The 25,304-nt window shown below is 61.4% G+C and carries 22 protein-coding genes and 2 pseudogenes; 16 read left to right on the top strand and 8 right to left on the bottom strand.

The annotated features are described in order from the left end of the window. Positions 1-182 precede the first annotated feature (182 nt). From ACNFBR_RS26655 to ACNFBR_RS26665, 3 genes are all read left to right on the top strand, one after another. A complete protein-coding gene (locus tag ACNFBR_RS26655) occupies positions 183-1,832 on the top strand; it encodes a VRR-NUC domain-containing protein (RefSeq protein ID WP_416737494.1) in 1,650 nt (549 codons plus the stop codon). Next, positions 1,829-4,090 (top strand): ATP-dependent DNA helicase, encoded by a 2,262-nt coding sequence (locus ACNFBR_RS26660; RefSeq protein ID WP_416737495.1) that lies wholly within the window; start codon positions 1,829-1,831, stop codon positions 4,088-4,090. Before ACNFBR_RS26655 ends, ACNFBR_RS26660 begins: the two co-directional genes overlap by 4 nt. A 212-nt stretch (positions 4,091-4,302) precedes the next feature. After that, entirely contained in the window at positions 4,303-5,703 is a 1,401-nt protein-coding gene (locus tag ACNFBR_RS26665; RefSeq protein WP_416737496.1) for a PAAR domain-containing protein, read from the top strand. A 393-nt stretch (positions 5,704-6,096) separates the two neighbouring features. Here the strand turns inward: ACNFBR_RS26665 and ACNFBR_RS26670 are convergent. After that, positions 6,097-6,447 (bottom strand): annotated as a pseudogene (locus tag ACNFBR_RS26670) (hypothetical protein); the annotation flags it as partial. Positions 6,448-6,517: 70 nt separating this feature from the next. Between ACNFBR_RS26670 and ACNFBR_RS26675 the strand changes: the two are divergent. The 4 genes and pseudogenes from ACNFBR_RS26675 (at position 6,518) to ACNFBR_RS26690 (ending at position 9,313) form a co-directional block, all read left to right on the top strand. After that, positions 6,518-7,925 (top strand): annotated as a pseudogene (locus tag ACNFBR_RS26675) (PAAR domain-containing protein). Next, positions 7,912-8,313 (top strand): hypothetical protein, encoded by a 402-nt coding sequence (locus ACNFBR_RS26680; RefSeq protein WP_416737497.1) that lies wholly within the window; start codon positions 7,912-7,914, stop codon positions 8,311-8,313. The pseudogene ACNFBR_RS26675 and the gene ACNFBR_RS26680 overlap by 14 nt, the downstream one beginning before the upstream one ends. Before the next feature lie 142 nt (positions 8,314-8,455). Then, positions 8,456-8,857, top strand: a complete 402-nt coding sequence (locus ACNFBR_RS26685; protein ID WP_416737498.1) for a hypothetical protein — start codon at positions 8,456-8,458, stop codon at positions 8,855-8,857. Positions 8,858-8,899: 42 nt separating this feature from the next. Beyond that, positions 8,900-9,313 carry a hypothetical protein gene (locus ACNFBR_RS26690; protein ID WP_416737499.1) on the top strand — a complete coding sequence of 138 codons (414 nt, stop codon included), beginning with the start codon at positions 8,900-8,902 and terminating at the stop codon, positions 9,311-9,313. Between the two features lie 94 nt (positions 9,314-9,407). On the opposite strand, the gene ACNFBR_RS26695 is transcribed toward ACNFBR_RS26690, so the two are convergent. Beyond that, the gene (locus ACNFBR_RS26695; protein WP_416737500.1) at positions 9,408-10,589 is read right to left on the bottom strand and encodes an NnrS family protein; all 1,182 of its coding nucleotides are present in this window, start codon (positions 10,587-10,589) and stop codon (positions 9,408-9,410) included. A 215-nt stretch (positions 10,590-10,804) separates the two neighbouring features. Here ACNFBR_RS26695 and ACNFBR_RS26700 point away from each other — a divergent pair, with 215 nt between their 5' ends. From ACNFBR_RS26700 to ureG, 9 genes are all read left to right on the top strand, one after another. Next, the gene (locus ACNFBR_RS26700; protein ID WP_416737501.1) at positions 10,805-11,719 is read left to right on the top strand and encodes a site-specific integrase; all 915 of its coding nucleotides are present in this window, start codon (positions 10,805-10,807) and stop codon (positions 11,717-11,719) included. A gap of 374 nt (positions 11,720-12,093) precedes the next feature. Next, the gene (locus tag ACNFBR_RS26705; RefSeq protein WP_416737502.1) at positions 12,094-12,927 is read left to right on the top strand and encodes an urease accessory protein UreD; all 834 of its coding nucleotides are present in this window, start codon (positions 12,094-12,096) and stop codon (positions 12,925-12,927) included. 9 nt (positions 12,928-12,936) lie between these two features. Next, positions 12,937-13,239 carry an urease subunit gamma gene (locus ACNFBR_RS26710; RefSeq protein ID WP_416737503.1) on the top strand — a complete coding sequence of 101 codons (303 nt, stop codon included), beginning with the start codon at positions 12,937-12,939 and terminating at the stop codon, positions 13,237-13,239. Between the two features lie 19 nt (positions 13,240-13,258). Continuing rightward, positions 13,259-13,576, top strand: coding sequence for an urease subunit beta (locus ACNFBR_RS26715; protein ID WP_416737545.1), 318 nt, complete (start codon positions 13,259-13,261; stop codon positions 13,574-13,576). Continuing rightward, on the top strand, positions 13,573-15,276 hold the full coding sequence (gene ureC, locus ACNFBR_RS26720; protein ID WP_416737504.1) for an urease subunit alpha: 1,704 nt from the start codon (positions 13,573-13,575) through the stop codon (positions 15,274-15,276). The genes ACNFBR_RS26715 and ureC overlap by 4 nt, the downstream gene beginning before the upstream one ends. A gap of 10 nt (positions 15,277-15,286) precedes the next feature. Continuing rightward, positions 15,287-15,784, top strand: a complete 498-nt coding sequence (gene ureE / locus ACNFBR_RS26725) for an urease accessory protein UreE (protein WP_416737505.1) — start codon at positions 15,287-15,289, stop codon at positions 15,782-15,784. An 18-nt stretch (positions 15,785-15,802) separates the two neighbouring features. Next, a complete protein-coding gene (locus ACNFBR_RS26730; RefSeq protein WP_416737506.1) occupies positions 15,803-16,348 on the top strand; it encodes a HupE/UreJ family protein in 546 nt (181 codons plus the stop codon). Beyond that, positions 16,348-17,022 carry an urease accessory protein UreF gene (locus ACNFBR_RS26735; protein WP_416737507.1) on the top strand — a complete coding sequence of 225 codons (675 nt, stop codon included), beginning with the start codon at positions 16,348-16,350 and terminating at the stop codon, positions 17,020-17,022. The genes ACNFBR_RS26730 and ACNFBR_RS26735 overlap by 1 nt, the downstream gene beginning before the upstream one ends. Before the next feature lie 11 nt (positions 17,023-17,033). Beyond that, entirely contained in the window at positions 17,034-17,657 is a 624-nt protein-coding gene (gene ureG, locus ACNFBR_RS26740) for an urease accessory protein UreG (RefSeq protein WP_010953755.1), read from the top strand. A gap of 123 nt (positions 17,658-17,780) precedes the next feature. Here ureG and ACNFBR_RS26745 read toward each other — a convergent pair whose 3' ends face one another. From ACNFBR_RS26745 to ACNFBR_RS26770, 6 genes are all read right to left on the bottom strand, one after another. Further along, positions 17,781-18,509: a DUF899 domain-containing protein gene (locus ACNFBR_RS26745; protein ID WP_416737508.1), complete on the bottom strand. Its 729-nt coding sequence runs from the start codon at positions 18,507-18,509 to the stop codon at positions 17,781-17,783. Between the two features lie 94 nt (positions 18,510-18,603). After that, on the bottom strand, positions 18,604-20,805 hold the full coding sequence (locus ACNFBR_RS26750; RefSeq protein ID WP_416737510.1) for an LTA synthase family protein: 2,202 nt from the start codon (positions 20,803-20,805) through the stop codon (positions 18,604-18,606). 136 nt (positions 20,806-20,941) lie between these two features. Further along, entirely contained in the window at positions 20,942-22,222 is a 1,281-nt protein-coding gene (locus tag ACNFBR_RS26755) for a hypothetical protein (protein WP_416737511.1), read from the bottom strand. 46 nt (positions 22,223-22,268) lie between these two features. Continuing rightward, positions 22,269-23,021, bottom strand: a complete 753-nt coding sequence (locus ACNFBR_RS26760; protein ID WP_416737512.1) for a hypothetical protein — start codon at positions 23,019-23,021, stop codon at positions 22,269-22,271. 45 nt (positions 23,022-23,066) lie between these two features. Beyond that, positions 23,067-23,747, bottom strand: coding sequence for a C39 family peptidase (locus ACNFBR_RS26765; protein WP_416737513.1), 681 nt, complete (start codon positions 23,745-23,747; stop codon positions 23,067-23,069). A gap of 60 nt (positions 23,748-23,807) precedes the next feature. Beyond that, positions 23,808-25,259: a heme utilization protein gene (locus tag ACNFBR_RS26770; RefSeq protein ID WP_416737514.1), complete on the bottom strand. Its 1,452-nt coding sequence runs from the start codon at positions 25,257-25,259 to the stop codon at positions 23,808-23,810. Positions 25,260-25,304 lie beyond the last annotated feature (45 nt).

A 25,304-nucleotide genomic window follows, 5' to 3' on the forward strand; every position in this document is an offset into this window, starting at 1 on the left:
GGCCATGACTGGCAAATATAGCCTTTTGTCTTGCTGGCCTCTTCGCAGCACAAGGCTGCTCCTACGGGGCCTGTGCTCGCCTTGGTATCGAAGCGTTGATCGTGACGCGACCCACGGTGCTTGTCAGGTACACTGGTCTGTATGTATAACCAGTGCCTGTTGCCGCCATCTGACCTCTGCCCGTGATCGCCCACTCCGTCGACGACCCGTTCTACTACCTGCATAACTTTCGTCAGGTGGTGCTGTGGGTCGAACAGCGCTACCAGGACCTGCTCGATGATCAGGAACTGGACTTCATCCGTGCCTTCAGCCAACTGCAAGCGCCCGCCCAGGCCTTGATGGTGCGCATGGTCATGCGCAAAGGCGAAATGTTTCGCAGCGACCGGCTCGACTACGCCGAAATTGGCGACACCGCGTTGGCGCTGCAACCGTTGCAAGCCCTTGGCTGGGTGCGGGAGCCCGAGCAACTGGAACTGCAACAACTGTTCGCCTTGCTGCGCAAAGATGAACTTGCTCGCTGTTTCGCCCGGCAACTAAACCGCGCACGTGCCGCCAAGCATGAGCTGCTGGCACAGCTTCAGCCCCTGGAACTGGCGGCCCGGCCACTGAGCGAATGGTTTCCCGACAGCGAGGTGCGCATTTACCAGTGGTGCCTGCAGCCTGTGTGCGACCGCATGCGCCTACTGTTTTTCGGCAACCTTTACCAAGACTGGTCAGACTTTGTCCTCGCCGACCTTGGGCTGCTGCGCTACGAGCAGGTACCGTTCAGCACCGATTCTCGCGCCTTGCAGCAACGTGACGATCTCGACCTGGCCATGGCGTTGCACCAATGCGCCGAACGCCTGGAGCAAGGTGGCGACCCCGTGCCAATCCTGGCGACCCTGCAGGGCCTGCGCAGCGAAAACCCCTGGCTGGCGCGGCGCCATGCGCGGCTGCAATTCGCCCTGGGCCAGCAATGCGAGCGCCTGGGCGACTGGGACCTGGCAATGGCCGTGTACGCGCAGTGCGACCATGCCCAGGCGCGCATTCGTCAGGTGCGGGTACTGGAGCGTAGTGAACAGTGGCCCCAGGCCCACGCTCTGGCGTTGCAACTGGCTGCGGCACCGGCCAATGCATTGGAAGTACAGGCACTGGAGCGCATGCTGCCCCGCCTGGCGCGTAAGCTCGGTGGCCCGCCACAGCGGCGCCAGCGAGTCACGCCGCTGGAACTGATCGAACTTGAACTGCCCCGTGAGCACGCAGCGCTGGGCGTGGAGGAAGCCGTGCGTCAGCACTTGGTGCAAGCGGGTGGCCAGGCACATTACGTGGAGAACACGCTGTTCAACAGCCTGTTTGGTCTGTTGTGCTGGGAGGCTATCTTCGCCCCGGTGCCCGGCGCGTTCTTCAACCCGTTCCAGGCTGCCCCACAGGACCTGCACGACAGTGACTTCCAGCAACGGCGCAGTGCAGTGTTCGAGCATTGTCTCGGGCGCCTCGACGACGGCAGCCATCGCCAGGCGATTCTCGATTGCTACAAGGCCAAACAGGGCCTGCAGTCGCCGTTCGTGTTCTGGTCCATGCTCAGCGAGGAACTGCTGGAACAGGCCTTGACTTGCCTGCCGGCCGCCCAGTTGAAGCAGTGCTTCCTGCGCTTGTTGCAGGATATTCGCAGCAACCGCGCCGGCATGCCCGACCTGATCCAGTTCTGGCCGGAACAGGGCCGCTATCGCATGGTCGAGGTCAAGGGACCTGGTGACCGCCTGCAGGACAACCAGCTGCGCTGGCTGGAGTTCTGCAGGCAACACGGCTTGCCCGTCGCGGTGTGCCATGTACGCTGGAGCGAAACCCCTTGAGCTACAGCGTGGCAGTGCGCGCTTTGTGCGAGTTCAGCGCCAAGGTCGGTGACCTGGACCTGCGCTTCACGCCGTCGCCCACCGCTCAGGAAGGCATCGAAGGGCATCAGCGGGTAGTGGCCCGACGTGCTGCGGGCTATGAGTCGGAAATCACCCTTGAAGGGCAGTTCGAAACCCTCAAGGTGCGGGGCCGCGCCGACGGTTATGACCCCGTCAGCAATCGCCTGGAAGAGATCAAGACGCACCGAGGCGACCTGGCGCGTCAGCCGGCCAATCACCGTCAGTTGCACTGGGCACAGGCCAAGGTCTATGGCTGGCTGATGTGCCAGGCACGTCAACTGCCGGCCATCGAGGTGGCGCTGGTGTACCTGGACGTGGACAGCGATGACCAAACGCTGTTCAGTGAACGCTATACGGCTGCTCAATTGCAGGCTTTCTTCGAAACCCAGTGTCAGCGCTTTCTAGGCTGGGCCCAGTTTCAGCAACGACGTTTGGCCGAACGTGACCAGGGCCTTCAGGCGCTGAGTTTCCCCTACCCACAGTTCCGCCAGGGCCAGCGGCAGTTGGCCGAAACGTTGTACAAGGCGGTGAGCACCGGGCGTTGCCTGATGGCCCAGGCCAGCACCGGCATCGGCAAAACCCTCGGAACCTTGTTCCCGTTACTGAAAGCCATGGTGCCGCAGCAACTGGACAAGCTGTACTTTCTCACGGCCAAAACCCCTGGCCGGGCGCTGGCCCTCGATGCCATGCGCCAGATCGCCGATGCAACGCCGCAGCCCGCCTTGCGCACACTGGAGCTGATCGCCCGCGACAAAGCCTGCGAGTACCCGGACAAGGCCTGCCATGGTGAATCCTGCCCATTGGCCGCCGGGTTCTACGACCGCCTGCCAGCAGCGCGCGAGGCTGCGGCCGCACTGCCGTTGCTCGATCGCGCCAATCTGCGCGAAGTGGCCTTGGCACACCAGGTATGCCCGTATTATTTGGGCCAGGAGATGGCACGCTGGGTCGACGTGCTGGTTGCTGACTACAACTACTATTTCGACGCGCACGCGCTGCTGTTTGGCCTGACCCAGCTCAACCAGTGGCGCGTTGCGGTACTGGTTGACGAAGCGCACAACCTGGTCGAGCGTGGGCGCGGCATGTACAGCGCCAGCCTTGACCAGGGCCAACTGCTGGCCTTGCGCCAGAGCAAACCGCCCGGGCTGGTCAGTGCGCTGGACCGCCTTAACCGGCAGTGGAACGCGCTGTATAAAGAGCAGCGGGCGCCATACCAGGCCAGTGAGTCGTTGCCCGAAGGGCTGTTGCGTGCCCTGCAGCAGTGCATCGGGCTGATTCAGGAGCAGATGAACCAGGCGCCCGCGCACATGGACCCGCAGGTGTTGCAGTTCTTCTATCAGGCCCTGCAGTTCAGCCGGGTGGCCGAGCTGTTCGATGAGCACTTCCTTTTTGACATCAGCCAGCGCCAGGGCCCGCGCAAACGGCGGCTGGCCACGCTGTGCCTGCGCAACGTCACCCCGGCGCGGCTGCTGGCGCCACGCATGCAGGCGGCGCGCAGTGTGACGTTGTTTTCTGCCACGTTGAGCCCGCGGCACTTCTACAGCGACCTGCTGGGCATGCCAGCCGACACCGCCTGGCTCGAAGTGGCCGCGCCGTTTCGCGCCGAACAGCTGGAAGTGCGCATTGCCAGCCAGGTGTCTACCCGTTACCAGCAGCGCCAAGCCTCCCTGGCACCGATCGTCGAGTTGATTGCCCGACAGTATGAGCGCATGCCGGGCAACTACCTGGCGTTCTTCAGCAGTTTCGAGTACCTGCAGCAGGTGGCCGGGCTGCTGGCCGAGCAGCATGGCCAGATCCCGCTGTGGGCTCAGGAACCGGGCATGGACGAGGCGGCCCGTCAGGTATTTCTCGATCGCTTTGTCGCCGATGGCCAAGGTGTCGGCTTCGCCGTATTGGGCGGTGCTTTCGGCGAAGGGGTGGACTTGCCAGGCACGCGGTTGATCGGCGCGTTTGTCGCCACCCTGGGCTTGCCGCAGGTCAACCCGGTCAACGAGCAGTTCAAGCAGCGCCTGGGGCGGCAGTTCGGTGCCGGTTTCGACTACGCCTATCTCTATCCGGGGGTGCGCAAGGTGATCCAGGCAGCAGGCCGAGTTATCCGTGGTGACCAGGACCGTGGCGTACTGGTGCTGATCGACGAACGTTTCGCCGAGCCCAGGGTGCAGCAGATGTTTCCGGGGTGGTGGCCGGCGGCTGTTTTCTAGTGGTCTATTACCTTGAAAATCGGTCGCAGTCAGATAAATAAATTCTATGTTGTAGGAAAGTTGAGTTTTGTCACTCAGAAAAATCTATTAATTTCTCAGTAGATAGCGCTCTGATAATTTGTAGGAATTATCTGAATTTCACCCCCGGGCATTTGAACCCCCTTTGCGGATGTTAGGTTTTTCAACCTCAATCATGCACAGGGAGTTTGTATATGCGCGCCAGTCTGGATGGAAAAGGTCAGGCGGTAGATGGCGATGTCACCACGACGGGGGCGGTTTGTATTGCGACAGGCGCCGGCTATCTCGACGAGGGTCGGATGGTACTCCGCGAAGGTGACCACACCACGGCATGCCCACTTTGTGGGCAGGAAGGAATCGTCGCCGAAGGGGTGGATTTTGTCATTTCTGATGGCCAGCGGGTCGCCATGGATGGTGCGCTGGTTCTTTGTGGCTGCTCGCCGGGCAGCAATCGGGTGGTCGCTCCATTGTATGAAGCACCGCCTTCCCGGCAGCCCGTTGTGGGGCGTGCAAATAGTCACTTTGCCGAGCCATTAACCGCTGTCTACCCCGAACGTTTCTCCCAACCTGTAGTAGGTGCATTGCCCGGTACGCTGGAGCCTGGCTTTTACGTGGTCCCTCGAAGCATGTCGTTCCCCCAGGTGCTGCTGCAACTGGCCGAGCACGATGCCACGTTGCCGATCTCACGGTTGCAGCGACTCAACCCGACGTTCGAGCAAGGCTTCAAGGCAGGGGAAATCTTCGTTATCGGCGATCCGGACAACGCAAATGCCTGCACGCGCGAGGAGGGAGAGCTGATGGCGGCTGCCCAGCATGCACGCCGCGCTCTGGAAGTACTCGACCACGGCGAAGCGGATTTCATGATGCAGCACCAGGCCGAAATCGCCGGCTTGCTCAGCGACGCAAGCCTGTCGATGGGCGTGGGCAAGGACATGCTGGATCAAGGTTTGAAACAGGTCAGTCACACATTGACCAGTATCGAACAACTCCACCAGCAAGAGTTCATGCGCCACGGCCACCTGAACAGCCCGAGCTTCTTCGCTGAGCGGCAACGGCTTCTACAGCAATTGGATGGGCAATTGAAAACGGCATTTCTGAACAAACAACTGAACCTTGGAAATTATGAGCGTTTGAGGAAGAGCTTGAATATTTCGACCAAGAGCCTGGTGCTCCATTGGTCGAAAGCGGGCGGGCCGGGGCAGATTCCGGGGTATGCGACCCATCTGGATAAGGTGGCGGGGCTCGGCAGGTACCTCAATTATGGTGGGTATGCTGCGCTTGGGCTCGGTGGGGCTTCGTCCTACTTGAAAGTGCAGGAGGTATGCCGGGTAGGAGAAACTGAAGCTTGCAAGGCCGTGCGCCTAAAGGAAACTGGAAGTTTCAGTGGTGGTGTTGTTGGCGGAGCCGCGGGAGGATTCATCTCAGGGCTGGCAGTCACTTCGGTGTGTGCTGTTTTCGCTATTGGAACAGTAGGCATAGGGGCTGCAACGTGCGGCATAGCTCTTGTCGGAGCTGGCTCTATGGCTGGGGGCTTGGCTGGCGAAGCTGTAGGGGAGATGTGGGGAGAAAAGATTTATGAATTTATCGCTGATTGATATAAACAGCTGGCCACTGAAAATTCAGCTGTTATTTCTTTCAGCGCCATTTGCTTTGAGCTTGGTCGGCTTGGCAGTTAGTGGTTACGTCGCTTGGTCTCGCGAGTTTGAGGTTGTTAGTCACTCCATACGAAGCAATGCCTATATAGAACGGATAAAATGTTTTTGGGGGACCACTACCTACCGAGCACGGTGGATGGTGGTCTGTGCTGTCTGCGGTTTACTGACCTTTCCTCTTCTTCATTCAAGAATAGGAGTTGTTGACTTACATGAAATAAACGCTTTCCCTTCAAGACTAAAGTTCAAGCTGGTTTTTTCTAGTTGGCTCGTGTTAATAGGCTCAGCGTGGCTAGCGGTTGCGTATGTAGTGGTGAGACATTAGTCGTTGATTGATCAAGCCCGCAATTGCGGGCCTTCTTTCTTCTGCCCTGCGTTGCCTGGTGTATTCGAATCCTGTCCCTGTTGGCTATTGTGAGCCGTCGCCGTCTTCCCCCGCGTCTTGATCAACGAAACCACCACCCCACCCAGCAACAACCCGAACGTCACCCCGAGCAACAGCAACGCCGGCACCTTACCCACCATGCCGTGGTAGAAGATTTTGCAGCCAATGAAGATCAGCACCAGCGCCAGGAACAATGGGGTGGCATAACGCAACGCCTTGGTGTGCCCGGGCGGGGTCTGGCGGATGAAGAAGTGCGAGCCATGGATCTGCTCGGTAGCTTGTAGGAAACATCTGATTTTTTTCCCGGAGCATTTGAACCCCCTTTGCGGATGTTAGGTTTTTCAACCTCAATCATGCACAGTGAGTTTGTATATGCGCGCCAGTCTGGATGGAAAAGGTCAGGCGGTAGATGGCGATGTCACCACGACGGGGGCGGTCTGTATTGCGACAGGCGCCGGCTATCTCGACGAGGGTCGGATGGTACTCCGCGAAGGTGACCACACCACGGCATGCCCACTTTGTGGGCAGGAAGGAATCGTCGCCGAAGGGGTGGATTTTGTCATTTCTGATGGCCAGCGGGTCGCCATGGATGGTGCGCTGGTTCTTTGTGGCTGCTCGCCGGGCAGCAATCGGGTGGTCGCGCCGTTGCATGAAGCACCGCCTTCCCGGCATTCCGTTGTGGCGCGTGCAAATAGCCACTTTGCCGAGCCATCAACCGCTGTCTACCCCGAGCGTTTCTCCCAACCTGTAGCAGGTGCATTGCCCGGTACGCTGGAGCCTGGCTTTTACGTGGTCCCTCGACGCATGTCGTTCCCCCAGGTGCTGCTGCAACTGGCCGAGCACGATGCCACGTTACCGATCTCACGGTTGCAGCGACTCAACCCGACGTTCGAGCAAGGCTTCAAGGCAGGGGAAATCTTTGTTATCGGTGATCCGGACAACGCAAATGCCTGCACGCGCGAGGAGGGAGAGCTGATGGCGGCATGCCCAGCATGCACGCCGCGCGCTGGAAGTACTCGACCACGGCGAAGCGGATTTCATGATGCAGCACCAGGCCGAAATCGCCGGCTTGCTCAGCGACGCAAGCCTGTCGATGGGCGTGGGCAAGGACATGCTGGATCAAGGTTTGAAACAGGTCAGTCACACATTGACCAGTATCGAACAACTCCACCAGCAAGAGTTCATGCGCCACGGCCACCTGAACAGCCCGAGCTTCTTCGCTGAGCGGCAACGGCTTCTACAGCAATTGGATGGGCAATTGAAAACGGCATTTCTGAACAAACAACTGAACCTTGGAAATTATGAGCGTTTGAGGAAGAGCTTGAATATTTCGACCAAGAGCCTGGTGCACCATTGGTCGAAAGCGGGCGGGCCAGGACAGATTCCGGGGTATGCGACGCATCTGGATAAGGTGGCGCGGCTTGGTAAACACCTCAAACATGGTGGATACGCTGCAATAGGTTTGGGTGGGGCTGCATCTTACCTAAAAGTGCAGGAGGTCTGTCGCTCCGGAAACGAAGAGGCCTGCGCGAGGATCCGATATGTTGAAGCCGGATCATTCAGCACTGGAGTAGCGGGCGCGATGGCAGGAGCTGCATTAGCTGGAGCAGTGGCTGGTACGTTGTGTGCCGTTTTTAGCGTAGGTACTGCCGGTTTTGCAGCACCAGCGTGTGGAATTCTGGTAGCGGGAGGGGGGAGCTTTGCAGGTGCGAAATTAGGGGAAATGGCCGGAGGGTCTTTCGGGGAGTTCATCTATGAGGCTTCAAATGATGAGCTTTGAAACCTGGCCTGTGCTTTTGAAAATAGTGTTTATAGCCACCCCTTTTGTTATTTCCCTGCTGGGCGCCTCCATTAATCTTCATATCACCCTATCGCGGGACTTTCACGTCGCCTGCTCAGCGATTACGAGTAACCCATACTTAGAGCAAGTGAAGGTGGTTTGGGGTACATCAAGCCTCAAGTGGCGGTGGATGCTAGTTTGCAATATAGGCGGCCTTGTTACGTTCCCAGGCTTGGCTTTGCGTTACGGCAAGTTGGACATTGCTGAGTTAAAAGCATTTCCGCCAAAGCTCAAGCGTAGGCTTGGAATTTCTGTATGGTTATCAATTATCGGGTCTACTTGGATAGTGTTTACGGTTGCGGTACTTGAGCTTTCCAAAACACCATGATATCCGAATGATAGAAGCCGGTAGTTTTGCCGGTAGTCTTGGATTAGGTCGCTCGTCGCCACAGGAGCAAGACTAGCCGCCGGTAGCCTCGTGGGGGAGGAGCTTGGTCAGAAGTCAGGTGGGTTTATCTACGAGGCTACAAGTGATTGAAATTAACGACTGGCCGCTATTTGCAAGGCTAATACTAGTATTAGGGCCATTTTTTGTTGGATTGCCGGGCCCGGCGATCCTTGCTTTCCTTGTGCTAAGGAAAGATTACGATGTCGCATGCTCTGCGATACAAAGCAATCCGTACCTTGAGTCTGTGAAGCAGGTGTGGGGTGGGCGACGGTTCAAGAAACGTTGGATGCTGATGTGCATGGTTGCTGGGCTGATAACATTTCCGCAGTTGGCATTGCGCCGAGGGAAGCTAGATCCTCATGAATTAGAAAGCTTTCCTCCAAAGTTAAAATTCAAGTTGGTTCTTGCGGCCTGGTTGACAATGATTGGTTGTATTTGGGCGGTTGTTGCTTATGCCCTTGTTGGCGTCTCGTCAGGGGGGTAGGCGCTGCATGGGGAAGACTTGCAGGCGTGGACTTTTCTACTGATGATTTCCGATATTCTGAATTTCGAAGGCTGGCCTGTCGTCATGAGGATTTATTTTCTAATCACCCCATTTGCTATTTCCCTTCTAGGGGTGTCGATTAACCTTCATGTCACGCTAACACGCGACTTTCATGTTGTCTGCTCATCAATCACCAGTAATCCTTATATAGAGCGGCTAAAAGTCTGCTGGGGAGCATCAAGTCTGAAGTGGCGCTTTATGCTGGTCTGCAGCATCGGCGGCCTTGTTACTTTTCCCCAACTCGCTTTGCGTTTTGGCAAGCTGGATATTGAAGAATTAAGAGCTTTTCCGCCAAAGCTCAAGCGAAGGCTTGGTATTTCTGTGTGGTTGTCAATCATCGCTTTTGCCTGGATGGTGCTTGCAGTTGCTGTGATCGAACTTTCCAAAGAGAAGTGACTTTGTCCAAGCCGCTTTAGAGTTTCATCGTGTCACGAAAATTGCCGGAGTCCGCTCTGCGTTCCTGTCGCAACACAAGGCGCACAACGACCCATTAGCCCGGCATGCCGTCTGTCCTGGGCTGTAACAGCATGGGCAGGTAATGGCGCAGGAACAAGAGCAACGCCAGGCACCAGCACAGGGCCGAAAGGCTAACCCCCAGCGCTGAGAACAGCGGCAGAATCACCCGGGCCAGGGTCGCCAGCTGCATCAGGGCAAAAGCCCAGGCAATGCTGTTTGGCACCTGCAGTGGCCTGCCGGTGTGGCCCAGGCTGACTCGCGCCATCATGGCCAGAATCAGCCCGGTCATGGCGCCAACAGTCAGGGCGTGGGTCACCAGGCTCGGGCTCAGGGCCACCCCGGCGTGCCACAGCGCCATGCCCAGGCAGGCGAGGGCGATCCAGGCGTAGGCCAGGTGCAGCGACCACAACAGCGGTATGCGCCACAGGCCACGGTCGTGCCACAGCACCAGGCGGGTCGCGTGCAGCGCGAACAGGGCGAAGAACAGTAGCGCCAGGCTGGTACGCGGCGTATCGGCGAGGCCTGTGGCAAACGCCAGAGGTACCATCACACTGAGCAGCAGGCAGGCGCGGTCCAGCCAGGGGCGGGCAGGGGCCATGCTCGTGTTTCCCAGGCCACGACGGGTAAAGAACGGGATGACCCGGCCGCCGAGCACGGTCATCATCGCCGCTACCAACCACAACCCGGCAAACACGCCACGACGCTGCCACAGTTCGTCCTGGCGAAGCCAACCGGCCAGGGTCAGCCACTGGCAGGCGGCAATCAACAACACCAGGCCGACGATCGGGTAGTTGTTGCGCAGGCGTCGTTGCACGATCGGTCGCGCCAGGCATAGCGCCACCAGCGGCAGGAAGCTGCCTTCGATCAGCACCAGCAAGCCATCTGGTAACGGCAAGAACCAGCTCGCTCGGCCTAGCAGCCAAAGCAGGAACAGCCCCTGCAGCGCCCGCCCGCTCAAGCCCGGGATGCCGCTCCAGTTCTGCACGGCGGTCAGCAGAAAACCCGCGACAATGGCGGCGGCGAAACCGTAGAGCATCTCGTGGCGGTGCCAGGCAAGCATGCCGCCGGGCGGGGCAGGGTCCAGCGCCCCGGCCAGTACGCCGACCCACAACAGCAGGGCGACCAGCGCAAACAAACTGCCGCCCAGGAAGAATGGGCGAAAACCCAGGCCCCAGACGGCCTGGCGTGGGCGTGAAGCGATCGGTTGCACGAGCATGGGCGGTCCTTGGTTCGTTCGGTAGGCTGCAATTGGGGTAAGATCACGATTCGTGCCAGTTGCAAAGCCCTTGAATATCAAGGTGATGGCACTGTTCAGGGTCCGAATGACATGCGCGTTTCGCGGTCATTGGGACTTGCTTGTATGTCGTTTTAACTTGCTTCAGGGTCTGCCCGGTTCGCTGCCGGCCGACGCTTCGCTACAGGATTCACGTTTTGTCCGACCTTTCGAAAAATCCGCTGCTGCAGTACATGGCCCGCTTGGCCCCATCCAGCCAGCAAACCATGCGCTACATCCTTCAGGACGCCGCCGACCGGCTGGGTTTTGTCGATTGCAACATTGTCGATGTGCCCTGGCATCGGCTCGAGCCTGGCCATGTGATCGCGCTGGTGGCGGCTCTGCGTGCCGACGGTTACGCGCCCAACAGTTCGTCGCTGTACGTCAACGCGATTCGTGGCGTGATGAACGAGGCGTGGCGCCTGGGCCTGATCGAGCATGAGCAGCTGTTGCGCATTCGCGAGGTCAAGCCGGCCACGGGCACTCGCCTGCCGCCAGGGCGCAACCTGCGCCGTAGCCTGATTCGCGAGCTGATGGATGTGTGCGCGGCCGACCCACGCCCACAGGGGGTACGTGACGCGGCGATCATTGCCCTGCTGTATGGCACTGGCATGCGCAAGTCGGAATCGGTCGACATCGACCTCGACCAGGTCGACTTCGAGGCGCGCAGCCTGCAGGTGGTGGGCAAGGGCAACCACCAACTGGTCAAGTACGCACCGCCGTGGGCGTTCGAGAAGCTGCAGGCGTGGCTTGACCTGCGCCGCCAGGACCTGCCAGCCGGGACGGAAGATGACCCGTTCCTGTTCAACCGCATCCGCCGTGGTAGCCACATTACCCGGGCGCGCATTACCAAGCATGCGATCTACTACATCGCCCGCCAGCGCGGCGCGCAGGTGGGGGTGAAGATCATGCCGCACGACTTCCGTCGGGCATTCATTACCCGTGTGATCGAAGAGCATGACCTGTCGATCGCGCAGAAGCTGGCGCACCATGCCAATATCCAGACCACGGCCATCTATGACCGTCGCGATGACAACGAGCGTCGACGCGCGGTGGACCGCTTCGACTACTGAGTTTTGATTGTTTGGGCCGCTTTGCGGCCCTTCGCGGGCACGCCCGCTCCCACCGGTACAGCACAGACCTTCCGGCACTGATCAACCTGTGGGAGCGGGCGTGCCCGCGAAGGGCTGCAAAGCTGCCCCATTTGCTCATATATCGGCACTGAAACAGGGCCCAAACACGCCCCCGCTTTGTGCGTCATCCCCTGTATGCCCGATGCCAGAGCGGTCGCGGCAAAAGTTTCATCATCCTTCACCTGCGGAGTTGGCCCGCAACCTGCTATATCCAGCCTGCGATTTTGATCGAGTGGTCAGGCCGTGCGCGCTAGCAGCCGCCCGCGCCGGACCCTCTAAACGGCCAGCAGGCCACGTATTTCAGGGGCCGCAGGATGTCGCTCGCGGAGCAGATCGAACAACAACCAGACGCCGCAGGCTGGAGCGCTCACCTGCAGTTGCGCTTTGTCCAGCGTGGCGACGTGACCCGCCTTGGTGCGTGGAAGCATTTCGGACCTCTTTTGGTGCAGCGGCCTTTCTACCCTGAAGGTGCACCGTGCCACGTCTATGTACTGCACCCGCCAGGTGGCATCGTCGCCGGCGACCGCCTGGAACTGGACATTCACCTGGAGCCGGGCAGCCACGCGCTGCTGACCATGCCCGGTGCCAGCAAGTTCTACCGCAGCATCGGCCCGACCGCGCGGTTGGCCCAACGTTTTCACCTGGCCGCCGGTAGCACCCTTGAGTGGTTACCGCAGGACAGCATCTTCTTTTCTGGCGCCCGTGCCAGCCTCGCCAGCCGTTTCAACCTTGAGCCGGGCGCCCGCCTGCTGGCCTGGGAAACCCTGTGCCTGGGCCGCCCGGTCATGCACGAGCGTTTCGACCACGGCGCCCTCGACAGCCTTTTGCACATCGAACTACCCGACGAGGTTGGCCTGCATGAGCGCCTGCGGATCGACGGCGGGCACCTGGACAAGCTCGGCGGGCATCCGCTGCTCGCCACCTTCTGCGCCGCACCGGCGGATCAATCAGTGCTGGAGCAGGTTCGCCCGCTGCTCGACGCGTTGGGCAACCCGGCTGGCGCGACCCTGCTTGGGTCGTTGCTGGTGATCCGCGTGCTCGATCACGACAACCAACACCTGCAACGCACCCTGCAACGCCTGTGGCATGTGCTGCGCCCGGCCATTCTCGGCCTGCCCGCTTGCCCGCCGCGTATCTGGGCCACCTGAGAGAGCACCATGGAGCTTACCCCGAGAGAGAAAGACAAACTGCTGCTGTTCACCGCCGCGTTGCTGGCGGAGCGGCGCCTGGCCCGTGGCCTGAAGCTCAACTACCCAGAAGCCGTGGCGCTGATCAGCGCCGCCGTGCTCGAAGGCGCCCGCGATGGCCGCACGGTCGCCGACCTGATGAGCCTGGGGCGTGAAGTACTGACCCGTGAGCAGGTGATGCCCGGTATCGCCGAAATGCTCCATGACGTGCAGGTCGAAGCCACTTTCCCGGATGGCACCAAGCTGGTGACCGTACATGACCCCATCGCCTGAAACCGCCAAGGAGGGCAGCATGATCCCAGGTGAAATCCAGGTCGCCCCAGGCGACATCGAATTGAACGGTGGCCGTGAGACGGTCAGCGTCAGTGTGGCCAACCACGGCGACCGGCCGGTGCAGGTCGGCTCGCACTACCACTTCTACGAGGTCAACGACGCGCTGGTGTTCGACCGTGCGCCAACCTTGGGCTTTCGCCTGGATATACCGGCAGGCACAGCCGTGCGCTTCGAGCCGGGCCAGGCGCGCACCGTGCAACTGGTGGCCTACGCGGGCAAGCGTGAGGTGTATGGCTTTCAGGGCAAGGTGATGGGCACGCTGGAGGGCAGAGCATGAGCCGTATTTCCCGTCAGGCCTATGCCGACATGTTTGGCCCCACCGTAGGTGACCGCGTGCGCCTGGCTGACACCGCGCTGTGGGTCGAGGTAGAGAAAGACTTCACGATCTATGGCGAAGAGGTGAAGTTCGGTGGCGGCAAGGTTATCCGAGATGGCATGGGGCAGGGCCAGATGCTGGCTGCGCAGGCCATGGACCTGGTGCTGACCAATGCCCTGATCATCGACCACTGGGGCATCGTCAAAGCCGATATCGGCATCAAGCATGGGCGTATCGCGGTGATCGGCAAGGCCGGCAACCCTGATGTACAGCCGGGGGTCAACGTACCGGTAGGGCCAGGTACCGAAGTGATCGCGGCCGAAGGCAAGATCGTCACCGCTGGCGGTGTCGACTCGCATATCCACTTCATCTGCCCGCAGCAGGTGGACGAGGCGCTGAACAGCGGTGTCACCACGTTCATCGGCGGCGGCACCGGGCCGGCTACCGGCACCAATGCCACCACCTGCACCCCGGGCCCTTGGTACCTGGCGCGTATGCTGCAGGCCGCCGACAGCCTGCCAATCAACATCGGCGTGCTCGGCAAAGGCAACGCCTCGCGGCCTGAAGCGCTACGCGAGCAGATTGCCGCGGGTGCTGTCGGGCTCAAATTGCATGAAGACTGGGGCTCGACGCCAGCGGCCATCGACTGCTGCCTGGGCGTGGCCGAAGAGATGGACATCCAGGTAGCGATCCACACCGACACTCTCAATGAGTCGGGCTGCATCGAAGACACGTTGGCAGCCATCGGTGATCGCACCATCCACACCTTCCACACCGAAGGCGCGGGTGGTGGCCATGCGCCAGATATCATCCGCGCGGCGGGGCAGGCCAACGTGCTGCCGTCCTCGACCAACCCGACACTGCCGTACACCATCAACACCGTGGACGAGCACCTGGACATGCTCATGGTCTGCCACCACCTGGACCCAAGCATTGCCGAGGACGTGGCCTTTGCCGAATCGCGCATTCGCCGCGAAACCATCGCCGCCGAGGACATCCTCCACGACATGGGCGCCTTTGCCATGACCTCGTCCGACTCCCAGGCCATGGGCCGTGTCGGTGAAGTGGTGCTGCGCACCTGGCAAGTGGCGCACCAGATGAAGCTGCGCCGTGGGCCACTGGCACCGGACACCCCGTACAGCGACAACTTCCGGGTCAAGCGCTACATCGCCAAGTACACCATCAACCCGGCACTCACCCATGGTATCGGCCACGAAGTGGGCTCGGTGGAGGTTGGCAAGCTGGCCGACCTGGTGCTGTGGTCGCCAGCGTTCTTTGCGGTCAAGCCGGCCTTGGTGCTCAAGGGCGGAATGATAGTCACCGCACCCATGGGCGACATCAACGGTTCCATCCCCACGCCTCAGCCAGTGCACTACCGGCCGATGTTCGGCGCGCTGGGCGCGGCACGGCATGCCACCCGCATGACCTTCTTGCCTCAGGCCGCCATGGCGCGCGGCCTGGCTGAGGAACTGAACCTGCGCAGCCTGATTGGCGTGGTCGACGGCTGCCGGCGGGTACGCAAGCCCGACATGGTCCACAACACCCTGCAGCCGCTGATCGAAGTCGATGCGCAGACCTACCAGGTGCGTGCCGATGGTGAGCTGCTGGTCTGCGAGCCGGCCAGCGAACTGCCGCTGGCCCAGCGCTATTTTCTGTTCTGAAGGAGCACCGATGATTGTCTTGACCCGCCGTATCAGTGACCCCGGCACGCTTGCTGTGAGTGGCACCGTCACCCTCGACGTGGACAGCCGTATCAAGAGCCGCTTGCGGGTGACCCTGGACGATGGCCGCGAAGCCGGGTTGATGCTCGAACGCGGCCACCTGCTGCGTGGCGGTGAACTGCTGGCCGATGCCGATGGCTCTCACTTGATCCGCGTGTTGGCGGCGCCCGAGGCAGTGTCCACGGTGCGCTGCGCCGACCCGCACTTGCTGGCTCGCGCCGCTTACCACCTGGGTAACCGCCATGTGCCGCTGCAGATCGAGCCCGGCCTGTTGCGCTTTCAACACGACCATGTGCTGGACGACATGCTGCGTGGCCTGGGCCTGACGGTCGAGGCCGAACAGGCCCCGTTCGAGCCGGAGGCGGGCGCTTACCAAAGTGCGCCCCATGGCCACAGCCATGCTCACGGCCACGATCACCCATTCGTACGCTTGCCTGCCCATTCCTGAACTGCCTTGGAGCAATCGATGAAAAAGACTTTCGCCCTGTTTCTGCTGTTGCTGGCACTGCCAGCCTTCGCCCACCCCGGCCATGACAGCAACCCGCTGCAGGACGGCCTGCTGCACCCGCTGACCGGGCTCGATCACCTGCTGATGCTGCTGGGCACCGGGGTGCTCGCAGCGTTGACCCGGCGCAACCTGACCTTGCCTCTGGCCACCCTGGCGGCGATGTTCGGTGGCGCCGTGTGCGGGCATCTGTTCGGTGACGTGTTCGGCATGGAAACCTTGATTGCCGTGTCGCTGCTGGTGGCTGCCGGGGCGGTTCTGCTGCCAAGCCGGCAGTTGCTGCTGGCCATGGCCATGCCGGTATTCGCCTTGTTCCATGGCTGGGCTCATGGTGTAGAAGCCACGCCCAGTGCGTTCTGGCAATTCAGCGCAGGGTTTGTCACGGTCAGTGGCTTGTTGCTGGCGGCGGGCTTTGCAATCGGTTGCCTGCTGCGCCGCCACAGCGGCCTGCAGAAGGCCTTTGGTGGTGGCCTGCTGGCCGGCGCCGCGCTGGTGCTGGCCGGTTGATGAACAGCGATCTGGCGCTGCTGCGCTTGCTGCAACTGGCCAGCCCCGGCCTGCCGGTGGGCGGCTTTACCTATTCGCAAGGCTTGGAGTGGGCGGTCGAAGCCGGCTGGGTTCGGGGTGTGGATGGCTTTGCTGACTGGCAGCGCGAGCAGGTTCACGACACCCTGGGTTGCCTCGATTGGCCGGTGTTGGCGCGCCTGTACCACGCCTGCCAGGCCGAGGACGCCGATGCGTTCGGCCACTGGAGCCGATTCTTGCTGGCCAACCGCGAAACGGCCGAGCTGCGCCTGGAAGAACAGCAGCGCGGCGCGGCGCTGGCGCGGCTGCTCGACGGCTGGCAACTGGGCCAGGCACCGGCCTGGCGTGCCAGCCTTGAGCTAACCCAGCTAGGCGGCATGGCCTGGCTGGCCGCCCACTGGGCCATCCCGCTGCGCCAGTTGGCCTTGGGCCATGGCTTTGCCTGGTTGGAAGGGGCGGTCATGGCCGGGGTCAAGCTGGTGCCGTTCGGTCAGCAGGCTGCCCAGACCTTGCTGCGCGACCTCGGCGCCGATTTGCCCGCTGCGCTCGACCAAGCGCTTGCCCTGGGCGATGACCAGCTTGGCGGCGGCCTGCCGCTGCTGGCCATCGCCTCATCGCGTCACGAAACCCAATACACCCGTTTGTTCCGTTCCTGAGGACTGCCTGCATGCAAAGCTATCAACAACCCCTGCGCGTCGGTGTCGGCGGCCCGGTCGGTTCTGGCAAGACCGCACTGCTGGAAGCGCTGTGCAAGGCCATGCGCGATCACTACCAGATTGCCGTGGTGACCAACGACATCTACACCAAGGAAGACCAGCGCATCCTCACTGAGGCCGGCGCGCTGGAGCCGGAGCGCATCGTTGGCGTGGAAACCGGCGGCTGCCCACATACGGCCATTCGTGAAGACGCCTCGATGAACCTGGCGGCGGTCGAAGCACTGGCGCGCAAGTTCGGTAACCTGGAAGTCATTTTCGTGGAAAGCGGTGGTGACAACCTCAGCGCCACGTTCAGCCCGGAGCTGGCCGACTTGACCATCTACGTGATCGACGTGGCCGAGGGCGAGAAAATCCCGCGCAAGGGCGGCCCGGGCATTACCAAGTCGGACTTCCTGGTCATCAACAAGACTGACCTTGCGCCGTATGTGGGGGCTTCATTGGAAGTGATGGAGCGCGATACCCAGCGCATGCGGCCGCAGCGGCCTTGGACCTTCAGCAACCTGAAGAAGGGCGAAGGGCTGCAGGCGGTGATCGACTTTATCGTCGAGCGCGGCATGCTGGGTGTGCGCGGTTGACCTCTACGGCCCCTTTCCCTGTGGGGGCGGGCGCGCCCACGAATCAGGCGACACAGTGCCTGGCACAGGCTTCGCCGGTGTTCGCGGGCTTGCCCGATCCCACAGGAGGGCAGGCTGCCGGCATCACGTGTGGCAGCAGTGCGGCTTGCCCGGCTGCGCTTCATACCGATCATGGTGCCGCACCCAGTCCATGGTCCCACCCTCGTTGCGCCCCAGTGGCGCAATGTCGAGGAAGTTGTAGGTATTGACCAGGATGTCCAGCCCGCGGGCGTAGGTTGAGTAGGTGTGGTACACGCTACCGTCCGCTTCGCGGTAGAACGCACTCAAGCCAGGCAGCTCGCTTTCACTGCCGTCATACGGTTCATAGTTGTACTGCCGCTGCCCCTCGCTGCCGACACTGACGCCGAAGTCCTCGTTGAAGCTGCTGCCGTTGGACGAATACCACGGGAACTGCCAACCCATACGCCGGCGAAATGCCTGGAATTCGCCGTACGGCGCCCGTGACACCGCCACCAGCGACACGTCATGGTGGGCCAGGTGCAGGTTGGCGCCGTCAAAATGGTCGGCCAGGAATGAGCAGCCGGGGCAGCCCTCACTCCAGCCCTCGGCGAACATGAAGTGGTAAAGCAGCAACTGGCTGCGACCCGCGAACAGGTCCGCCAGGCTCAAGTCACCGTCCGGCCCTTGGAAGCGGTAGTCGTGCTCGACCTTGACCCAAGGCAGGGCGCGACGGGCTGCGCTCAGCGCGTCGCGGTGGTGGGTAAAGGCTTTTTCGTGCAGCCACAGTTGCTGGCGAGCTGCCAGCCACTGGCTGCGGGGAACCACCGGGTGCCTGTTTTCGCTGGTGCTCATGGTGCTGTCTCCACGCTGGGGGATTCACACCTAGTCGAGCACACTCAGGTCGATTCGACAGGCACCGGTGGCCGGGCGATGAGCGGTAGCTGGCTCAGCCCGAATGGGCGATATGCCCCTCGGCCATTTCATCGGCGCCGTCGTTCTCGCCAGGCAGGGCGGTGATCACGCTGAAGTCGCTGACTTCCACCTTGCCGCCGCCATAGCCCAGCAAATGGAAGGAAAACGCCTTGCGCTCGGTCGGGTTGTCGAAGCTGAACTCCATCTCCAGCGGCTCGTCGGCGGTGACTTTCACCTCTTGCGGCAGGCCCAGTGGCACGTCCTGCTCCAGTTGCTTGGCCTTGAGCTGGATATAGGCTGCACGCTTGGGGTCCAGCGAGCGTACTTTGACTCGCACGCGGGTATGCGAGCCTTCCGGCATTTCCAGGTACTGGGCGCCAATCAGGTTGTCGGCCCAGTCATCGTGAATGCGTTTGCGCAACTTGATCGGCGAGGGGCCGCCGAACTGGTAGCGCAGGTTCAGCGGGGTTTGCAGCAGGGATTGGTCGAGCACCCCGGCCAGGGCGCCGATCTGCTGGCCGAGCAGGCTGTCGCCCGGGCCAAGGTAGCGGGCCTGGTCGGCGATGAAACCCTCGCTGGCATAACGCCGGCAGCGCTGCTGGAAGTCGCATTCGGTGAACACGCCCTGGCCGTTGTGGTAGCGCAGCATGCCGTTGGTGTAGGCGATCATTTCGCGGCCGCTGTCGTAGTCGCGGTACAACGAGCGACCGCCCAACGCGACAGGAATGGGCAGGGCGAAGTAGTCGAGCAGCGAGGTGGCCAGGTCGATATGGCCGTAGGTACCGTGCTTGATGGTCGGTAATTGGGCCTGTTCCGGCGCCAGGGTCAGGTTGAAGCCCCAGGACGATGCCAGGCGCACGCCATCGATGCCGTGGGACTCGTCGGATGTCAGCACCACCAGCGTGTCCTTGAGTACACCCTGGCGCTCGAGGTTGTCGAGAAACGCCCCGACCGCATCGTCCAGGTAGGCCACCGCTGCCTGTTTCGGCGTGTCGTAACGTTCGAGGTACTCGGCCGGCGCCGAATAGGGCTGGTGGGTGCCCACGGTGAGCAGGGTCAGCATCCATGGCTTGTCCTGCTTCTGCAGTTGGCCGACGTAGTCCAGGGCACCTTCGAAGAAGGCGCGGTCATCCTTGCCCCACGGGAAGTCCAGGTAGTTCTTGTTGCGGAACCACTCCAGGCCATGCACCGAGTCGAAACCGATGTGCGGCATGATGCGGTCCTTGGCCATGAAGCGCAGGCCGGCGCCCTGCAGGTAATGGGTGGTGAACCCGGCCTGGCGCAGTTGTGCCGGCAGGCAGGCCTGGTTGCGTTCGTTCTGGGTCAGCAGCTCCACGCCCTTGGGTGTGCCGTTGGCCAGCTTGTCATAGTCACCGCACAGCATCGCGTACAGGCCGCGGATGGTCTGGTGGGTGTGCAGTACGTAGTCCGGCGTGTTCATGCCGCGTTCGGCCCATTTACTGAGCTTGGGCATCAAGTCTTCGTCGAAACGGCTGTGCAGCGCCTGGCGGTTGGGCCGCAGGTAGGCGCCGGGGATGCCTTCCATGGTGATTACCAGCAGGTTGCGGGCGCTTCCCGGGCCGGCCAGCAGCCTTTGCCCATGCAGGTCGGATTGGGTCAGGCCGCTGCTGGCCAGCGGGGTGAAGGGTTGCGTATGGCCCAGCCAGCCTTCGACCTGGCGTTGCAGGTTACCGACCCCGGCGGACATCAGCTGGTGGGTGAGGTTGTATTGCCGCCATTGGTCGGCATCGGAGGGCACCAGTTGTTGGCTGCCCCAATGGACGCCAAACAACAGCACGGGGATGGCCCAGGCCTTGCGCGGCAGTGGCTGGCCGCGCTGTGAGCGGCTGCGCCAGGCACAGGCCAGCCAGGCCAGCAGGGCACCGCCCAGCACCCAGGGCAGCCAGGCATGGGCCAGGCCGCCACCGGTCGAATTCTCCATGAACTGCGGGTCGAGCAGGTAGGTCAGGTCGGCGCTGGTGGGCAACCGGCCCACCGCGCTCACCAATTCCGCCGAGGCTACCCAAAGGGCCGCCCAGGCCAGCAGCACGGGCAGCGCCAGCCACCACGGCCGGCGCTGCAGCAGCAGGACCAGCAGGCTGCCGAGGGCGAGGTCGGACAGGTAACCGAGCGGGTTGGACCAACCCAGCATGGCGCGCGTACCCAGTGGGATCACCAGCACCAAGGCTGCCAGAGCGGCAAGCCGGGTACGTGGGTGGTCGGACAGGTTCTTCACAAAAACTTCCCTTTTGCCATTAAATCGTCATGCATCTGTGCTTGATGATAACAGGCCGGGGCAGGGAAGGCGGTCGGTTACAAGGCTGGTAACCAAAAGCCGGGCCCGTTCGCACGGGCCCGGTCGATGGCAACCATCAGAAGTAGTAGGGGAATTTCAGGCTGAAGGAGAAATCGGGGGCGTCATCGGTCAGACCAATGGACAGGTTGGGGACGATGGTCAGGTTGTTGGTGGCGGCGAAGGTCAAGCCGATGTTGAAGTTGGCGGCGTTGTAGTCGCTGTTGGAGATCGATTGCCAGTCGCCGCCATCCGGTTTGATCTTGCTCTTGCGGGCGAACTGGTCGGACACCGAGAACGACATGCTCATCTTCTCGTTCAGGGCAAAGGCGATACCGCCGCCAATCTGCCACGAGTCGCCGAGCTTGACGTCACCCGGCACCTTGCTGTTGACCTGCGGGCTGATGTCGCTGAACGAGTCCTGCATGTTGTAGGTGTACGACAGGCTGCCGAACAACACGGCCGGGTCGAAGGTCTTGACCAGCGAGATGCCCGGTGTGATGGACCACACGCCGTTGCCGGTCGGCAGGCTGTCCGGCACCGACAAGTTGCTGTTGCCGTCGACTTCGCGCAGTTTGATGCCGTAGGGGTCTTTGCCGGTCGGCGCCTTGACCCGCAGGGTGGCAACTGCGTCAGGCCAGGTTTCGTCTTCGTCGAGGAATTTGTAGGCCACGCCAACGTTGACATCGCCGATTTCCGGGTCGCGGGTGACGGTTGCATCGGAGGTGCTGGCCCCGGCGCCTCCCGCACCGCCGGAGGAGTACGTCGACTCGCGGTACACCACGGGGACGTTGATGTCGAACTGCCAGCGCTGCGCCAGGTTGTAGCGCGCGGTCATGTCCAGGGTCCAGTTGTCAGCCTTGATGCGGTCAAGGTTGATACTGCCGAGGAAGATCGAGTCCAGCGCCAGGAAGCCATTGAGCGTCAGCGCACGGGTATCGTAATGGGTGTAGGTGACACCGGTTTCGAAGCTGAACTTGCCCCCGCCAAAGAAGCCGCTGGCTTCGTCATACAGGTTGGAAACGCTTTGCGCCGGCTCGGAGTCGGCCGTAAGTGCCTGGCCGTAAGAGCTTCCTGAGGTGCCAGGGGTGCCAGAAGCGACGGTCTGAGCACCTTTCACCCCCTCGGCGGGGGACTTGACCAGGCGTTTGGGCGGCGCCGCGGCGGGGGCTTCTTCGACCTGGCGCACGCGCTGCTCCAGTACCATCAGCGCCTGCTGCTGCGCCTCGTAGCGGCGTTTGAGTTCAATCAGTTCCTGTTTCAGCGCCTCGACCTGTGGGTCGGCGGCTGCGTAAAGTGCGGTGGCGGGGGCCAAGGTAGTCAAACACACAAAAGCTCTGAGCGTAAAAGATCGGTACATGGAGTTGCCGTCCCTTCCAACTACTTTTGATGAGACTGAGCGTAGATCAGTATCCGAAGGTGCGAAGACCTTTGAGCTGGTCAAGGCTGCCGTTGAGCGAGGCCGCGGTCGGCACACTCTCACGCATGACGACATTCAACGATGTGACGTTGCTGACCAGGTTGCCGTTGCCAAGCAAGGTCGAGTTCTGCATCAGGCCGCCTTGGGCCAGCCGTTGCATGCTGCTGCCCTGGTTGTTGCTGGCATTGATGTTGAGCTGCACGCCCACGCCACTCGATGACACACTGAGCGCGCCGGCGCCGTTTTCCCCGACCAGGGTCTGGCCGGCGGCCAGCACTTGGCCTTGCTGTTGTACGGCCGGGGCCTGGTTGGCCTTGGTCACGTTGATATCGACATTGTTGTAGGCGGCGTTGTTGTCGCCGGCTGCACGTACCACCTGGGTCACACCCTCGGTGGTGGCAAGGCCGTTGCCGCCTGTGACCACGCCAGTCCCGGCAGCGGGGGCGCTGCTCGACGCCGTACCTGTGCCTTTTTCATCGATCATCGACACATAGAACTGGGGCTTGATGGTCGATTGTTGAACCTGCAGCGTGGAGGTTGCGCCGATCACATCCCCCTTGGCATTTTGCCAGGTACTGGACATGACGATACCGAAGCTCACGATGCGTCCGGGCATCACATAGCGGCCGCGCAGGTTCGCCAGCTCCTGGTCCTTCAGTTCGATGGGTTTCAACGCCTCTGCGTGGCTGGGCAAGCTGGCTGCCAGACAGGCCATGGCCAGCCACAATGAAGTCTTCATGAAATGCTCCCTGGAGCCTCATGCTCCTTGTCATTAGAACAGTCGTTAGAAGAAGTCGCTTTTGATAAAACCGAAGTCCAGCAGCTCGGTGTCCTTCACGGGTGTGAAGTTGTTCACCCGGCCCTTGGCGGTCAGTGGCAGGGGCGGGTCGAGCAGGATGTTGTTCTTGTCGTAACCCTGGCCGATCACGGCGAAGATGATGCCGTTCCAGCCTTTGAGGAAGTCGTCGACCTTGTAGCGCCTGTGGCCCAGTACCGGGTCACCGATGTACACCCAGCCTTTGTCGACCTTCTGCATGACCACGAAATGCTTGTAGCCCCGCACATCCATCAGCACCACGACCGGAATGCGCACGCTGTGCAGGGTTTCGGGCGCTACCCGGTAACCGCGGGCACGCATCCCCAGGCTTTCGACGTAGCGCTTCATGTCGAGCATCGAGAAGCCTTGTGTGCGCACCAGGTCCTGGTCGGCGTGGGCCAGCATGCCTTCGATGATCTGGTGTTCGTCCACATCCAGCCAGTAGGCCTGGCGCAGGATGGTTGCCAGCGCGGCGGCGCCGCAGCTGAAGTCGGTCTTTTGTTGCACCAGGTCGGCGAACTTGCGCTCGCGCACGCTCTGGATCGGTTTGAACACCACGGCGCCGCCCGGCAGGACGGACAGCGGCATTTGTGCAGCTTCGCTCACGCTGGCCAGGCACAGCAAAAACGCCAAGGCGAAAATACGCATGATCGGGTGCCTACGGTATGTTGAAGAAAGGCCCCCCGAAGGGGGCCTCAAGCGCAGCGGTCAGAACGAGGTGTTGGAGATGGCCAGCGAGTTGCTCTGCTGGTTGCCCACACCGGCTGCCACGTTCACGCCCAGGTTGCCGCTGCCACCGTTCACCGAACCGCTAAGGGTTGCAGTGTTGGTAACAGGGTTGGCCCAGCCGGTCGGGGTCAGCACTTGGAAGGACACGGTATTGCTCAAGTCGTAAGCACTGCTTTCGCTGTAGCTCTTCGACACGTCGTTTGAGGATTGCTTCGATTTCTCGCCAGACTTCGAGAAGTCAGACGCCGAAGCATTCTCGTAGGAAGAGTCGTGAGACTTGGTATACGAAGACTCTTTGGACTTGTCGTACGACGATTCACGCGACTTGTCGTAGCTGGAGTCAAAGGCTTTCTCGAACGACGAGTCGTATGCACTTTCGTGCGACTTGTCGACCGACACGTCCAGCGATGCATTCAACGAACCGTCGAAGGTGCTGGAGCGGGTGCGCTCGCGACGGCCGTCATCGGTGGTGAAGGTGCGGGTGGCGTTGGCTGCGGCATCCAGCGAGGCGTTCAGGCTGGCGCTGCTCGACGAGCTGTTGCTGCCGCTGGCAGAGCCATTGGCATTCCAGCTGTTCGAGCCACTTGCGCTCGAGCTGCTGGAACCGCTGGCATTGCTGGTTTTCGAACCGCTGGAGTTCCAGCCACTGGAGCCGCTGGAGCTGGCGCTTTGCGAGCCGGCCACGCTGAAGCTCGATGACGAGCTGCGGTCGTCGGTCGAGTTGAACGTGCCCTCAGCCGAGCTTGAGCCGCTTTTTGTGGTGGTGATGGTAATCGTGTCCACGCGGTAGGTGCGGTCGGCCGCGTTGTTCACGATCAGGCCTGGGCCGTCCTGTTCGGCGGAGGCGGTGGCGGTTGCATTGCCCAGTGGTGCACCGGTGTTGGCGATGGCCATGGTGTTTTTCTGTTGGTTGAGGTCGCCACCGGCGATGTTGATGCCGATGTTGCCCTCAGCCCCGCTGGCCGAGCCGCTCATCACAGCCGAAGACTGGGTCGAGTAGTTGTCGACCCGGTTGTTTCTGCTGGTTTGCTGCACGTCGGCAGTGGCACTGGCCATGCCGAACACGAAGCTGTTGTCCAGGCTGGACTCGGAGCCGGCGTTGGCGATGGCAGCGGCGTTATCTTGCTGGTTGCCGTTACCGGCCGCCACGTTGATGCCCACGTTGCCGCTGGAGCCGGTGCCCGAATCACTCATCTCGGCTTCGTTGATGGTGCCTTGGTTGGTGATGCGGTTATCGGTGCTGTTTTGAGTATCCCAGGCATTGGCCGTTGCATACACAGGGATCTTGGTGGGTGGAGGCGTGTGCTGACCATTGTTATGGTGGCCGTTATGGTGGTCATTGCGCCGATCGTTTTGCCCAGCTTGTACAGCAACAGCCATGACCGCAGCAATTGCGAAAACCAGAGGCTTGATTGCCATCGAGGGTTTCATGGTGATTCTCCGTACGCTATTAGGTTAAGTGTCGTTCTTAACTGA

It is taken from the genome of Pseudomonas sp. NY11955, assembly GCF_048068035.1.
Taxonomy (GTDB): Bacteria; Pseudomonadota; Gammaproteobacteria; order Pseudomonadales; family Pseudomonadaceae; genus Aquipseudomonas.